Here is a 14,821-nt window from a genome sequence, read left to right as displayed (position 1 = left end):
AACCAAAGCCGAATCAAATGGCCCACGAACCCCCGCCCACCGGCGCTGCAGAGGACAACCAGCTTCAGCCTTGCACGAAATGCGGCGGCGCCATGGTGGTCATCGAGACCGTCACCCGCGGTCAGACCCCGCGATCCCGCGCGCCACCCTGGGAGGATGCCGCATGATCCAGCCCTCACACCTGGTTCCACCATCAGCAGGCACCGGACCAGTCGTTGCGGCCACTCCACCGAAACCCACGTTGCAGCAGGCCAATGGCAACAGCAAAATGACGATCCCGCGGCATGGGCCCAGAAAGATCAGCTGGCCGGCACGGATCGGTGTCGTCAGCCTCAAGCGTCATGGCATCCGCCAACCAAGCCTCGAGCCACTATCCCCATAGCAGCGAAAGCCGCCCGCGCTTTCCTCCTTGTCAGATTTATCGCCGCTGCAGCTCACGCTGACAGCAGCCACAAACCTTAGACTTTGCTGACCTGCGCGGTCGCAGCCAATGTACGGGGAAAAGGACAAGATCAAAGTTTATTTCTACAGCGATTTTCATCGAACCGGTCGTTTTATGTCCCACTGGGTCGTACCGCAGGTGCCACGGCACCCGCTAATGCAGCCCAACCTCCCAATGCTGGTTCCGTCGTCGGGCGCTATAGCAACGCCTATTTTGGGACTGTTGAAATAGAGAAACGCGGCGAAAACCTGGTACTAATCGTGGGGCCTCAATCACAGGTCTATTCACTTGCACCATGGGATGGCGCTACAATGATCTTTGATTTCGTCACCGAGAACGCCCCTCTTGGGTCACGTTCCGTTCTAACCTTTTCAGGTTTGGAAACTGGTCGGTCAAATAGACTCGAAATCGAACTGTTTGGGGATGATACGCCAGCCCGGTTTAGTCGGGTCTGACCCAGCGAGCCCATCCTAATCCGTGGAGCATTTGTCCAAGCATCGCATGTCCGGAACGGGCTCTGAGCCAACCTTGGATGATTTTGGGTTTGCGAGAGAGGCGCTCCCCTACCATTTTATGCTCGGCCCAAACCAGACATTGCCCCGCTGCTCGGGATGCTGCGATGCGGCCCGCCAAAGGAGACGTTCGCTGCAATTGCACGATCCCTGGATCGGCGAACTCACAGACCGCGGACTTAGTTAGCTTTCGCCGCGATTGCACCAATGTCAGTTTTAGTGGGCAATCTTAAGGACAACCTCTTCAGAAATGTCGATAAACCAGATGAGGCCCTTGTTCGACCAATTCAATTGTTTGCTCATACTTTGCGCCAAGCTTCGCGGCTAATTTTTGCGAAGGCATGTTGTCAGATGCAATGTAACTTACCAGAGAAGGTGACTTGAGGGAATTTCGGGCATACCTGACACACTCCGCTGCTGCTTCTTCAGCAAAACCTTTCCGTTGCTGTCGGTCATCAATCCAATAGCCCAATTCCAGCTCCGGCCAATCCAGAGATTTCCAAAGTCCGACGCACCCCACAAACGTTCCGGTTATACGCTCTTCAACAGCCCAATATCCAAAGCCGTTCAGCTGCCAATGTCCAACCATCATGGCCAGATGTCGCCATGCGTCATCAGCGTTTCGCTTGCCACCAAAGTACTGTGCTCTGTTCTGATCTCTGAAGTAACGAGTATAGGGTTCGATGTCTTCTGCTCTCCACTGCCTCATTAAAAGTCGCTCGGTTTGTAATTCTTGCACTTAGCTTCTCCCTAGGGCCGTATTCTATGTCATCTCTATCTAATGAAGAGGAGCACTCATCCTGCCGAATACAAATCCGGAACGCCTGCAAGCGTCTTGTTCACTAGCGTCGCGTCAGTGTCGTTACTGACAACGAACCATTTGCGGCAGCTCAAAACTTTGGAAACACAACGATAGCCGCTGCACGCAAGACCAACAAATCGTCAGAACAGTCATTCGTGCAATTTGCAGCATCGGCCAAGGCGGGCTCGAACCGGGCATTCTCTACGCGTCAAACGAAGGTCTGCTCCTCGGTTTTTCGTTCGAAATACGGCTACCTTCGAAGTCTCATTAATTTGAAACCCTAAGCATCAGATTTTATTGCAACCGCAGTCTCACCAATTAGGTGATCCGACACACCCAGTCAGAGTAAGTAGCTAACGAGTCTTCTCCCTCGGAATTCAAGGGCTTAAGTAACTGTGTTTTTCGGCAGAACTTCCGGGCCCAAGTGAAACAAGCTAGCCTAAGCGACCATAATACGCATGCCAGCAACGCTAGTCCCGGTCCGATCCGCCCGCGATTGCGAAGCCATGCACCTTGCAGATCAAGGGCTTCATCGCGCGAAAGAGAGACATGAAGGCTTGCGTGTTGGCCCACATGAACTGAAAATCCTGCATCGGGTCCCAGGGCATGTCCTGCACGACCTGGTTGGGGCCATTGTCCTCGGCGTAATGCGCGAGATCATAGCCTACGCAGAATGCCTTGCCCGCACAGGACAGGACCATGACGTGCACGCCAGTATCGGCATCCGCCTCTGCAACTGCGGCTGTCAGCGCCTGCGGAAGATCGTCGTCGGTGGCATTCATCACCTCAGCGCGTTTTAGGGTGATCCGCCCGATCCGGCCATCTTTTCCGTAGAGAACCTTTGTCATACTCACTCCCAATCGCTGACGGCCTTGCCCTTCAGAAACTCTTCGAGCCCCAACCACCGCCCTCGCAAATTGACTGGTATTGTCGAAGCAACGGCACGCGCAACGTGTGACCCCTATTTCGGCGTCATCCTTTAAGGTGATCACAGCTCGCTTACTGTTAGTTTGTTACGCGCAGCCTGGGAATGCATCAGCGGCATTCGTGCGTAACGCAGCACCATGCGAATCGATCTTACACCAAATAGCTTTCTGCGCGTTAGATTGAAGTCTATTCATCGATAGATCAGTTAGCATTCACTCATTCTCAAAGCGCAAAAGATCACAATCCTAAGTGTCGGTTTTGCTAAGAATAACCTCACCACTTCGGTGATCCAACACACTGCTCCAACGCTCACACCGCTTCGAGATTTCCCAGAAGGATCGACGTCATATCGGTCGAGATCACGCCATCAACCACAACAACATCAGCCCCGGTTTCATAATCGACGTTGTTTCGGGTTATGCCCGAAAGATCGGCGTCAGTATCCAAAAATACCCACTCGGCCTTGTGTGCTGATGGTTTTCCGACAGCGACCTGCAATATTGCCAACGCGTCCAACGCGTTGATCGTACCGTCTTGTGTTATGTCTGCTGCAATCAGATTCTCGGGTGATGCCGACCCCCAGGTCGGATCCAGCCCGACAGAAAGGCGCAGCACCTGCAAGGCGTCCAGGGCGTTTATCTCTTTGCTGGCGGTAGAGTAAGATTTGATAATATCCAACTCACCTGAGAACGTACCAGAAGGCATATCCAGATCAAACCGCCCTTCGCCATCGGCCCGGACGCTGACAGTTCCCCCGCCGTTCGGAGTGAAATTGATTTCCGCGTCTGTCAAACCCGGATTGATGGTTCCGGAATTCACAGCAATTTCCCCCTGAATCCCAGCCGATCCCGTTGGATCCAGCCCTTCGAAACCGCTGAAATCAACTGGAATGTGATCCGGGCCACCAAATCCGACGCCGAACACATCGAAACTGGACAAGGGACCACCCGACGCCGAAATAACCTGGATCACCTCATCCCGGTATTCAATCTGCGCCCCTGTTGCGGTGCCTGTGAACGTCAGTTGTGACGGCGTGCGTAGCAGCATGTAGTCAAACAAATCCAACCGGTCTACGCCCACCTCGAAATCTGTAATTGTAGTTGGTTCGCTTCCTGATTGCATGACAAAGATGTCGGCGCCTATCCCACCTGTCATTGTGGTTGCACCTGCCCCGGCAATCAGAATGTCGTCTCCTGCGCCGCCCAGAAGCGATGTTTCCAGAATACTGCCACTTAACATGTCGTTCTGTGCGGTGCCGTTCACAGTGCCAAAGCCGTCACGCACCACTCCTAGTTCGCTGACGGATGTGGTCAGCAGATTCACACCCGCGTCTTGTTGCGACGTGACAAGAACCTGCAACTCATCGCCTACATGAGCAACGCTGAGGGATTGAACGTTCTGGAGCCCACTGTCCAAACTATCTGCGAAACTGTCGAGATGGACCAACTGACCATTGGGTGTGAGAGTAAACAGGGTGATCCCGTCGTCGCCGCCGCCGGCCACCACAAAAACACGCCCATCTACTTCGATCAGGGACAGATCCTGAACCGATTGGAACCGCGTATCGAGCGTGTCCAACACATGATCGGTGGGGATAAGATGTCCAGTATCGCTGAGTTTCATGACGCTGAGCGAGTTGCTGGCGGACCCCGCGACAACAACCCAGGACTGGCCATAGGCCTCGACAACTTCAACAGCCGTCGGCACGGCGATACCCAGCGTTTCGATGGCGCTCGTATTGTCGATTGCCGCCAACGTGCCATTACCAGTATCCACTTGCAAAACAGCAATACCATTGGTGGCGGCATCGGCAGAAATGACAAACTGTCCTGCCCCGGACTGCAGGGCCTGCATCGAATCAGCCTCGCCCACGATCATCCCGGCCAGACCGAGCGTACCGTCGCCGTTGACATAATATGTGCCGATTTGTCCCGTGCCCTCATGTGCAATGGTCAGCAGATCGGTTGAGCCCAACGACATCTGAACCAGGGCCGAGATGTCACCACCTCCGGTCAAAGTTCCGGTTTCCTGCAAATCCCCGATGGACCCGTCAGAGTTCAGATCATATCCAACCAGACCGGTTGCCGTATTCACGTCCAGCACCAATTGATCCTGTCCGCCCAAGGTTACCGCATCGCCACTGCGGCCAACTAGAAATGTGATCGTGCCGCTGTAATATTCAGTGTCCACAAGTTGTGGAATGGCCCCATCGACCAACTGCCAAACCGCGATGCCACCGGCCGGTCCGGTCACGGTGTAGAGATACGTGTCCCCGTTAAACGTTTTTAAAGCCGTATCGCCGATACCTGAATCGAGCGCTGCGCTCCCCGTTGCAACCACACTTTCGAATTGAAGCATCATAACGATCACCCCCTAAGCCACCCCTGGCAATGACAGCAGGTTGATCTGATGCCCCAGGCAGAACCAAAGCGGGAATGTGGTGAAAACGAGGAGTTCAGTTTCAGATTAACTCAAATTTTTCTGGTCCGAACGCGACAGTAATCAGAGGGCAAGACAGATGAACAAATCCAAACCTGGACCGACCTGCGCCCCTCGGGACATCGCGGAAACCACATGTGAGGGCAAGATGACCAAAGCACCTGATTCCAACTCCCATCTGTCTGACGATCAACAAGGCACCGAGCGTAAAGACCACATTCGCCGGTGGATAGACGGTAAACTTCGTCGTTGGACCGGCCGTGGCATTGCTGGTGGGCTTGGGTCCACACTCATGGCTTTGCCAGCCTTGTCTCAGGCGACCGTAGAAGAGCTTTATGCATTTCAATTCGCCGAAACCATTACAGGCGTCCGGTCCGTAAAATTGCTGAAGAATGGCGATGTTGAACTGCACATGGCCGATGGGCGCACGCTGATTGTGGCCGCCGAAAACGTCCAGATTCTGGATAGCGGCGCAATCATGATTGCAGAAGAGGCGGTCGCTGAGATTGCTCAGTTCAGTGTCGCCGAAGCGGGTGGTGCCGCTGCCGGGGGCATCGGCGGCGCCGGAGCCGCATTGGGCGGAGTTGGCCTGGCCGGGGCCGCCGCAGCAGCCGGTGGTGGCGGGAGCGACGGAGACGATAGCGGCCCGGTTGAGACACCGGCGCCGCCGCCAGCGCCAGCACCCACCTTCCCGAGCCTGAATCTTGCCGAATTGCAGTCCACTGCGTTGAACAGCACCAGCACAGAGTCCACTGCGCCAGATGGGACCACCACCGTTCAAGTAACAATCGGCTCGCTTGTGAAAACCGTAACACCAGACTCCGATGGAAACTGGAGCATCTCTCTTACGCCGTCAGAGGCGAGCGGACTTCCGCAAGGGGTTACAACAGTTACGATCAAGAACTTTGACAGCTCAGGTGAAGAGATTTCGGTTCAACTTGTCCAATTCGACATAGATACTATACCGCCCACCATCTCAATATCAGGGTTTTCAGACGGCGCTGTGCTGAACTCTGCCGAACAGTCCACCGACCTTGCAATAACCGGCACAACGGATGCTGAGAACGGTCAAACAGTGTCGGTTACATTGAACGGCCAGACATATACCGGAACGGTTTCCGCCGGACAGTGGAGTGTGACGGTTCCATCATCGGACCTGACGGCCTTGCCGGACGGAGCAACTGTTGTCGTTACCGCTGACGTCTCGGATAGTGCCGGCAACCCGGCGGTTCAGATCAACAGCAGCTTTGACACGGATTTCAGTGCGCCGATTGCTACGTTAGATCAGGTTGCAGGTGGATCAATCGACCTTGTGGATCTTGGCGGTGATTTGTCCCTGACAGGGACAACCACCGCTGAAGATGGTCAAGTCGTCACTGTTACATTCGATGGCCAAGCCTACACCGGTACAGCCGCAGGTGGCAGTTGGAGTGTAACGGTTCCGAATGCCGATCTGAGCGGGCTTGTCACCGGGGTGCCTGCCTCAATCACAGTGGCCGTAGAGGATACCGCAGGCAATCCGTCCGCTCCGATCTCTGTGTCGGTCCCGGTCAACTTGACCGGTCCTTCGATCGCCATTGCGCCCCTGTCTGTGGGTGCAATCTTGAATTCCACAGAAATTGGATCTGACCTTACTGTAACCGGTACGACTGGTAATGTCGGCGACGGACAGCAAGTCACCGTGACTTTAGATGGCCAAACCTACACTGGAACCGTATCCGGAGGCACTTGGAGCGTGACGATCCCGTCTGGCGATCTGGTTGCGCTTGCTGACGGTGGCAGCTTCAACCTGACTGCGGATGTAAGCGACTCTGACGGCTTAGCCGCACATCAGGCTGACGTGAGCATTTCAACAGATGTTACCGCGCCAACACTCAGCATCGATAGTCTTTCTGACGGTGCCATCATGAGCGCCGCGGAACAGGGCACTGACCTGACGATCGCAGGATCGACAACGGCCGAAGACGGCCAGGTTGTGAGCATCGAGATGAATGGTCAATCCTATTCCGCCACCGTATCGGGTGGCAGCTGGAGCGTTTCGGTGCCCGCGGCAGACTTGGCCGCCCTGCCCGATGCAACGACCGTGACAGTCACTGCGAATGTAACGGATACTGCGGGCAATCCCGCCCTGCAGGCCAGCAATGGCTTCGACACAGATTTCACATCGCCCACGATCGCCATAACGAATCTGTCAGATGGTGCAGTCATGAATGCGGTCGAACAAGGCTCCAACCTGACTGTATCCGGAACGTCAGATGCGCCGGACGGCACAATCGTGACAGTCGAAATTACCCGTGATGACGGCACCGTTGATATCACCGGAACCGCAACCGTGACAGGAGGAGCCTGGACATACACGGCAACGGCCTCGGATCTCAGCGGATTACAAGATGCAGAAGACTATGACGTCAATGCCTCGGTTGCCGATACTGCAGGAAATAACAGTCAAGCCACAGACAGCTTCGCCACCGATTTCACTGCGCCCTCTGTCACCATTGACCCATTGTCCGTTGGCTCGGTTTTGGATTTGACGGAACAAGGATCTGACCTGTCCATATCCGGAACGACAACGGCTGAGGATGGGCAAACCGTTTCGGTCACGCTGGGGGGCCAAACTTATACGGCCGTCGCAACCGGGGGCGCTTGGTCCACCACTGTACCCACCGCGGATCTGGCAGCGCTGTCAGATGCAACAAACGTTCCGATATCGGCAAGCGTAGACGATGCGGCGGGGAACAGCGCATCCGCAGCGACGACGTCCATTACGACGGACTTTCGACCCATATTGAGCATGAGCTCGGTCGGTACCAACAACGCCTTTTCACTGTCTGACGCGCAAAGCGCGGGCATCGACATCAGCGGATCATCAATTGGGTTGACCGCAGGTCAGACCGTCGACGTGATGATAAACGGCAGCTTAGTCGGAGCCGCAGTTGTTGCCCTAGACGGTTCGTGGTCTCTGAATGTTCCCCCTTCAAGCTTTTCGGGGTTCGATGCGGGGGATGACCTAACGTTTGCTGCGCAAGCAACGGTATCGGGCGGGCCGGATCCATTGGCTGTCTCCAGCGAGGCTACGGCGCATGTCCCGGCAGCATACGTTGTTACCGAAGTGGATCAAACTGGAACAACCGTGACGTTTGCGATCCACGCCGATGCTGACCGCGATGTTTCAAGCGGTCTGGCAATGACGGCAGAGCTTGAATTTGACTCATCGGTTGTCACTTTCGACGCAGGTTCAGATACAGAAAACGGCGAATTCGATTTGTTCCTGGCCAACCCTGGGGTCGGAGACACAGTGAACTTCGCCGGAGCTGCAACCACCTTTACCGATCTATCACAACCGCTGGTCACGTTTACCATGACGGTACAGGACCCAAGCCAACCGATCATTCTGACAATTACGACACCGGACGGTGGTCCGACAAACTTCCAGATTGGCACGGATGGGAATGACACGCTCACTGCAACAGGCGTAGATACCGTCATCCGCGGTGGAGATGGCGACGATACCATCGATGTTTCTGATGCCGGACGGGATATTGTCGTATTCGAAGCCAACCCGGCGGACAATGGCACCGACACGGTGACGGGATTCACGATCGGCCCGGCGACGGATGTTACGGATGCCTTAATGTTCAGTGGACTCAACGTCAGCTCCTTGCGGGGGAACGGAGCCGATTTTGAAACCTTAACCGTGGGCAATGCACTTGGATCGGATACCGGATTTGTCGGCCTGACAACCATTCTTACCGATCTGACAGAGGGGACGATTGAAGCCGCCGTTGAGAGCTTTACCGGAGCACTCTCAGGAGACGAATTGTACCTGCTTGCCACAGACGGGACCGACAGCGTCCTGGTCAAAGTCGACTACTCTGCTTCCGACACGGCTACCGTCGAAACTGTCGCAACCTTCGACGGTTTGGGTGACCTGAGCGGTCTGAGCTCTGACAACATTCTTCACACGGACCCAACCGGCGCAAGCGCCTGATCCAGCAAGTGTTCAATTGGTGAGACAACAATAAATTCGCACGAGGGTGTTATGGCACAAAATGGCTTAACTCCAATCAGTTCCCAAAGGCATGGGCAGAGGTATTGGCGGCGCTTTTCGTCGTATGACTTCGCCCGTAACCTTACTGATTGCCCGTTGGTAGAGGCAGAGATACTTCAAGGCGCCGCCGCATTTCCGATTGTGTTCAAAGCCGCCGATGCAGGGGTCGAACCAGTTGCAATACTCTCCATGACATACCGCGCATCGACGCCGTTTGTCTCGGCCGACGGTGCGTGGTTGGCGACCTATGTACCCTCGGTCTTGCGCTGCTCGCCGTTTCACGCATCCCGGCTTGAGCCCAGAAATGCAACCGGTTATCAGTTCCAGTTGTGGATTGATGAAACACTGGGTCTCGTGACCGACGATCCAACTGACGAAGCTTTTTTTGATGAACACGGTGCACTGACACCGGAATTGCAAAAGGTAAGTGCGTTCTTTCAAGCGCGCATCGCTGCGGCTGAAGAAACAGCCAAGGTATGCAACATCATTGCTGAGATGAACCTTTTTGCACCGATCGCCGATCATCACGGGATCGAGTTCCCTGATGCAGCACTGGGCGTAAGCACTGAGGCAATCAAGGGTTTGTCACAGGCGCAGAAGACGGTGCTGACAAACTGTGGCGCGTTGCGACTGATACATGCGCACCAGGTTTCGCTTTCGCACAGTGCATGGTTGATGCAGGCACAGTTGCAGGCGGATCAGGCTGAACGTCAGTCCGGATTCAATAGGACGCCCGGCGTTTCGGGTTTTCTTGGTGCAATGGCCACGGCACAACAAAGCGAACAAAAGTTCGGGTTTGCGGAGGGAGAAAACCTCTATGCCAGCGTTTGAACCGTTTCTTCTTCGGCTCGCCGTGTTGATCCTGACTGCGCAGATTACTGCATGCACGACTCCGCCCGATCTATCACCCGTCAGGGCCTCATTCACCGGGGGCACTGCAGGTGCAGGTGCGACGCGGCCCTCCAAAAACCTCACCCAAAGTGGCTTTGGCAAAAAAATCCGGCTAGCCGTGGAAACAAGCCCTAACCTCGCACAAAGCAACACCAGAATGGAACTCGCAAACGCGAATCAGGATGCTGCCAAAGGCGCTTTCCTGCCGCAGGTATCGCTGGGCGTAAACGCGAGGTCCGAGCGCATAGCCTCGGATGCCGCAGATGTTTCACCATATTTGCGCGTCTCCCAATTGGTTTGTGACGGCGGTGCATCTGCGGGCGACTTGGCTGCGGCCCAGGCACGTGTGTTGGAAAGCCGAGGTGACCAACTGCAGACCGCGGCTGCGACCGCGCTTGCAGCAATCGAAGCCTATGCAATTGTTCTGGATCGGCGCAAAATTCTGGACATCAACGCCCAAAATGTTTCGGTACATGAGGCGCTGGTGCGCCAGATTTCTGATCGCGCCGCAGGTGGAGCTGGTTCGAATGCGGATGTGCTGACTGCCCGTTCTCGTATGGCCGATGCCCGCACTAGGTTAACAGACGCCAAAGCGCGCACCGATCGCGCCGAAGCGCGGTTTCGTGAAGTTTTTGGAACGTTACCCGGTTCGTTACCGGTACCCATTGCCGCCCCAAAGCTGAACCGCAGTGACACCCAGATTGTGATGGACAGCCCCCAAATCCGTCGTGCCAGTGCAGGTCTGTTCGCAGCAAAAGCAGAATGGACCGCAGCGCAGGCGCGGCGACAACCTGATGTGCGGGTGGCTGCTTTTGCAAATCAGGACGACAGCCGCGACGCCAACTTTGGTGTGGATCTATCGTTCAACTATGAATTGGATAGCACTGGTCAGCGTCGCGCAGCCATCGCAGCCGCTGAAGCACAGGTAAAAGAAGCTGAATTCGCCCGTGAAACTCTGATCCGCGAGATTACCCGCGAACTCGGATTTATACGCTCGGACCAGAAAGCTGGTGCAGAACGCCTAAGTGCCGCAAGAGGCGCTGTTGTCGCCAACGCAGAAAGTGTCGCTGCCGCCCGCGCTCAATTCACCATTGGGCGAAGAAGCCTGATCGAAATCTTGGATGCACAGCGCGACTACGTCAATGCGCAGGAACGTTTGATCCTGGCAGAACAGAGCTTTTTTCTAACCAATTACGTTGCTCTGAGCTTAACCGGGGATATTCTTGATCTGCTTGGCATTTCTCTAACCAAATGGGACGTGCCCTCGTGAAACAAAATACTTCAACTCGAAGCAACACCACCCTAAGTCCTTTTGAATCTTGCATTCTAAACGTGGCTTCGACGTTGGATCGGCCGCTTAGCTTGGCCATGCTGCACGCCGCTCAGACCGGGTTACAGGCAGACTTAACTATCCAAGATGCAATTTCCGTTGCACAAAAGATCGGATTGCAGGCTGGGTACGGCTCCCAGCAGCTGAACGCCTTTGATGATGCTTTAGTGCCCGCAATACTGCTGTTGGCCGGAAACAAAGCTGTGGTTTATCACGGGCGTTCGTCAACTGGTGCGCTTTTGGTTTTCGACCCTGCGCTTGGCGATGGAATAGGCGAAGTTTCCGAGGACCTATTCCGCAGCACCTACACCGGATATGCAATTTTGTTTCGCCGAGACCACAAAAGCGAGATGTCTTTGAGTGGCTCGACTCAACTGGGACATTGGTTCTGGTCGGCTCTGGCCGTCAATCGGTGGTCATATGTTCAGGTTGCGCTCGCAGCTGCTCTGGCCAATCTCCTGGGCCTGTCAACGTCGGTTTTCATCATGGTCGTCTATGATCGGGTTCTACCGAATGAAGCGATGGAGTCGCTGGTTGCATTGACGGCGGGAGTTGGTCTGGCGCTTGCGTTCGATTTTGTGCTCAAAGTGCTAAGGGCTGGGTTTATAGACCGCGCCGGGCAAAGGGCCGACATGCTAATGGGCCGTCGTGTTTTTGACCAATTGCTCAACATCGAAATGAAATCACGTTCTGGTTCCACCGGTGCGATGACGAGCACTGTCCGGGAATTTGAAACGCTGCGCGAGTTTTTCACCTCAGCGACCTTAGTTGCAGTGGTCGATCTGCCTTTCATCGGATTATTTGTGTTCGTGATCTATATGGTTGGCGGGCAGTTGGCGGCAATTCCGGCTCTGGCGGTACCCGTTGTGCTGATGACCGGTTTGGTGGTGCAACCCATCTTGTCACGAACGGCTGAAAAGAGCTTTGCAGACGGGCAGTCCAAACAATCCGTTCTTGTGGAAGCAGTCTCTGGTTTGGAGACTATTAAAACCACATCTGCCGGCCGGCAAATGCGCGCGCGCTGGCAGACAGCAATCGAACGTCAATCCGAACACGGAGCGCGCAGTCGGGCCGTCACACAAATGGCCCTGAACCTTACAGGGTTCACCCAACAGGCAGCGCAAGTTCTGATTGTTTTCTATGGCGTTTTTTTGATCTCAGAAGGCCAGGCAAGTATGGGTGCACTGGTTGCATCAGTAATGCTGACCGGTCGCGCCCTGGCCCCTTTGGGGCAACTGGCCCAGACCCTTACCCGAGTCAATCAGGCGCGAAGCGCTTACCGAAATCTGAACGCACTCATGCAAGCCGAAAGCGAACGCCCCGACGGCCGTAACTGGATCAATCGAGCGGCGTTCAAAGGCAGAGTATCTTTTAGCAACGTTCACTTTGCCTATCCCGATCAAAGTGACGACACACTTAGCGGTGTTTCTTTCACAATAAACCCTGGTGAAAAGGTGGCGATCCTTGGGCAGATAGGGTCCGGGAAGAGCACGGTCGCCAGACTACTGTTGGGCCTCTACAAACCGCGGGTTGGGTCCGTGATGTTGGATGGTCTGGACATTCGCCAGATCGATCCTGGCGATCTGCGTCGCAACGTTGGATCGGTTTTGCAGGACATCTGGCTGTTTTCGGGATCTATTCGGGACAACATTGCCAGCGGCGCAACCCGGCCCCAGGATGAAGACCTGACCGAAGCTGGTCGCATCGCAGGCGTAGAAGACTTTGTTGCCCGTCTCCCCGCAGGATATGACCTGCAACTTGCCGAGCGCGGCGAAGGGCTATCGGGTGGTCAAAAACAAGCGATTGCACTTGCGCGCGCGCTGATCGGACGACCGCCGGTAATGTTGTTTGATGAACCGACAAGTGCGATGGACGTCAGGACCGAAGCCGAGGTGATTCAGCGTCTCAAACACGCCACAAAAGACACCACACTGGTGATCGTGACGCATAGAACAAGCTTGTTGGATCTTGTTGACAGAGTGATCGTGATTGAAGACGGGAAAATAGGGGCGGACGGTCCCAAAAGCATGCTGTCGCAACATGCGCGGCGTTCGGGGAGGCATCTGAATGTCGCGGCATCCTGACTTGGCTACGTTGGCGCGTGATATGCGTGGTGGTTCACCACTAAGGGGCTCGCTTCTGCTTCTGGTGGTTCTGTCTTGTCTGCTGGCGGCTGGAACATGGGCGTATTTGACCGAGCTGGATGATGTCACACGCGTGGATGGCCGGATTGTACCTTCAGGAGACGTACAACTGATCGAGGCAACCGAGCCTGGTGTGCTGCAATCAGTTTATGTTCGAGAGGGCCAAGTGGTCGACAAAGGCGCCTTGCTGATGGAGCTTGATACGACACAGATCGACAGCCAGCTTAGCCAGGAACAACAGCGCGCATTCGGCCTCATGGCGCGGACCCAGCGTTTACAGGCAGAAATCGACGGCACCAAACTTGAGTTCGATGACGACCTGATCGAAGGCGCGGGGGCCGTGGTGCGGTCAGAAATCGCTTTGTACCAAGGGCGCCAGGCGGAACTGGAGGCGGAAATCGCCATTTTGGAACGTCAAAGACAGCAACGGCATCGTGAATACGAAGAAGGTCTGGTTGATCAGGTCACAGCGGATGAAACGCTCAAAGTTTTGGCCGAGGAACGGGCCATCATGGCCCCTTTGGTTGAACGTCATATGGAACCGGCCACAACCCTGCTGGCATTGCGTCGCAGCGAAGCTGAATGGAAAGGCCGAAAAGTCCGAGCCAAAGCCGTAACCAACAGATTGAAAACCGGTTTGGATGAAATCGACGACCGGATCAGGGCCACCCGCAGTCGCTTTCGCAGCGCTGCGCTAACTGATCTGGCCTTTGCGACTGCCGAGCTCGCGGCACTGCAACCTATGCTGCCGGCTTTGCGCGATCGGGCGGCGCGTGCTCAGGTCCGCTCTCCGGTTCGTGGAGTCGTGAACCGGATACATCGCACGACTATCGGCGGTCTGGCTCGAAGCGGAGAGGACCTTATCGAAGTTGTCCCCTTGGACGAAACGCTATTGGTCGAGGCCTATGTCCGACCTGAAGACATCGCTTTCTTACGGGCGGGTCAGCCGGTCAAAGTGAAGATCACAGCGTATGACTTTGCAAGATATGGGGGACTGGACGGAGAAATCGTTCGGATCGGCGCTGATACGATCACAAGATCCGAGCGGAATGACGAGGAGGTTTTCATTGTTGAAATCCGAACCAGCGACACAATGCTCGACGCAAATGGAATCGCTGTTGAAATCATTCCCGGAATGATCACCGAGGTGGATATATTGTCCGGTCGCAAATCGGTTTTGGATTACTTGGTGCAACCAGTTGTGAAAATAAAAGACCGTGCACTGCGTGAGTAGAACGACGTTCAGCGGAGTTTTTCGATGCCCGCCTCTGGGTGGATCAATTGGG

9 protein-coding genes are annotated in these 14,821 nt (G+C 55.2%); 6 read left to right on the top strand and 3 right to left on the bottom strand.

Annotated features, from left to right (window positions below; translation table 11 throughout):
* The first annotated feature begins 163 nt into the window (after nucleotides 1-163).
* Nucleotides 164-382 carry a hypothetical protein gene (locus tag D9K61_RS26815; protein ID WP_162946747.1) on the top strand — a complete coding sequence of 73 codons (219 nt, stop codon included), beginning with the start codon at nucleotides 164-166 and terminating at the stop codon, nucleotides 380-382.
* An 816-nt stretch (nucleotides 383-1,198) separates the two neighbouring features.
* Here the strand turns inward: D9K61_RS26815 and D9K61_RS04980 are convergent.
* The 3 genes from D9K61_RS04980 to D9K61_RS04970 form a co-directional block, all read right to left on the bottom strand.
* The gene (locus tag D9K61_RS04980) at nucleotides 1,199-1,693 is read right to left on the bottom strand and encodes a GNAT family N-acetyltransferase (RefSeq protein ID WP_162946746.1); all 495 of its coding nucleotides are present in this window, start codon (nucleotides 1,691-1,693) and stop codon (nucleotides 1,199-1,201) included.
* A gap of 533 nt (nucleotides 1,694-2,226) precedes the next feature.
* A complete protein-coding gene (locus D9K61_RS04975; RefSeq protein ID WP_254055676.1) occupies nucleotides 2,227-2,604 on the bottom strand; it encodes an enoyl-CoA hydratase-related protein in 378 nt (125 codons plus the stop codon).
* A 388-nt stretch (nucleotides 2,605-2,992) separates the two neighbouring features.
* Nucleotides 2,993-5,044, bottom strand: a complete 2,052-nt coding sequence (locus D9K61_RS04970) for a M10 family metallopeptidase C-terminal domain-containing protein (RefSeq protein ID WP_120632157.1) — start codon at nucleotides 5,042-5,044, stop codon at nucleotides 2,993-2,995.
* Nucleotides 5,045-5,201: 157 nt separating this feature from the next.
* Between D9K61_RS04970 and D9K61_RS04965 the strand changes: the two genes are divergently transcribed.
* The 5 genes from D9K61_RS04965 to D9K61_RS04945 are packed head-to-tail and all read left to right on the top strand — an operon-like array spanning nucleotide 5,202 to nucleotide 14,769.
* Entirely contained in the window at nucleotides 5,202-9,110 is a 3,909-nt protein-coding gene (locus tag D9K61_RS04965; RefSeq protein ID WP_254055675.1) for an Ig-like domain-containing protein, read from the top strand.
* Nucleotides 9,111-9,161: 51 nt separating this feature from the next.
* Nucleotides 9,162-10,001 (top strand): SapC family protein, encoded by an 840-nt coding sequence (locus D9K61_RS04960; protein ID WP_120632156.1) that lies wholly within the window; start codon nucleotides 9,162-9,164, stop codon nucleotides 9,999-10,001.
* Nucleotides 9,988-11,331 (top strand): TolC family protein, encoded by a 1,344-nt coding sequence (locus D9K61_RS04955; RefSeq protein WP_120632155.1) that lies wholly within the window; start codon nucleotides 9,988-9,990, stop codon nucleotides 11,329-11,331. The genes D9K61_RS04960 and D9K61_RS04955 overlap by 14 nt, the downstream gene beginning before the upstream one ends.
* The gene (locus tag D9K61_RS04950) at nucleotides 11,313-13,475 is read left to right on the top strand and encodes a type I secretion system permease/ATPase (protein ID WP_120632154.1); all 2,163 of its coding nucleotides are present in this window, start codon (nucleotides 11,313-11,315) and stop codon (nucleotides 13,473-13,475) included. The genes D9K61_RS04955 and D9K61_RS04950 overlap by 19 nt, the downstream gene beginning before the upstream one ends.
* Nucleotides 13,459-14,769, top strand: coding sequence for an HlyD family type I secretion periplasmic adaptor subunit (locus D9K61_RS04945; protein WP_120632153.1), 1,311 nt, complete (start codon nucleotides 13,459-13,461; stop codon nucleotides 14,767-14,769). Before D9K61_RS04950 ends, D9K61_RS04945 begins: the two co-directional genes overlap by 17 nt.
* Nucleotides 14,770-14,821 lie beyond the last annotated feature (52 nt).

It is taken from the genome of Ruegeria sp. EL01 (assembly GCF_900313035.1).
GTDB lineage: Bacteria > Pseudomonadota > Alphaproteobacteria > Rhodobacterales > Rhodobacteraceae > Ruegeria.
Note: the sequence above shows the minus strand (reverse complement) of the source record. Positions and strands in the feature narration are given on the sequence as shown.

Bases quoted from the DNA above. Each gene is read 5' to 3' on its own strand.
- D9K61_RS04975 (WP_254055676.1), bottom strand. From the start codon at position 2,604: ATGACAAAGGTTCTCTACGGAAAAGATGGCCGGATCGGGCGGATCACC.
- D9K61_RS04970 (WP_120632157.1), bottom strand. From the start codon at position 5,044: ATGATGCTTCAATTCGAAAGTGTGGTTGCAACGGGGAGCGCAGCGCTC.
- D9K61_RS04945 (WP_120632153.1), top strand. From the start codon at position 13,459: ATGTCGCGGCATCCTGACTTGGCTACGTTGGCGCGTGATATGCGTGGT.
- D9K61_RS04955 (WP_120632155.1), top strand. From the start codon at position 9,988: ATGCCAGCGTTTGAACCGTTTCTTCTTCGGCTCGCCGTGTTGATCCTG.
- D9K61_RS04960 (WP_120632156.1), top strand. From the start codon at position 9,162: ATGGCACAAAATGGCTTAACTCCAATCAGTTCCCAAAGGCATGGGCAG.
- D9K61_RS26815 (WP_162946747.1), top strand. From the start codon at position 164: ATGATCCAGCCCTCACACCTGGTTCCACCATCAGCAGGCACCGGACCA.
- D9K61_RS04950 (WP_120632154.1), top strand. From the start codon at position 11,313: ATGGGACGTGCCCTCGTGAAACAAAATACTTCAACTCGAAGCAACACC.
- D9K61_RS04965 (WP_254055675.1), top strand. From the start codon at position 5,202: ATGAACAAATCCAAACCTGGACCGACCTGCGCCCCTCGGGACATCGCG.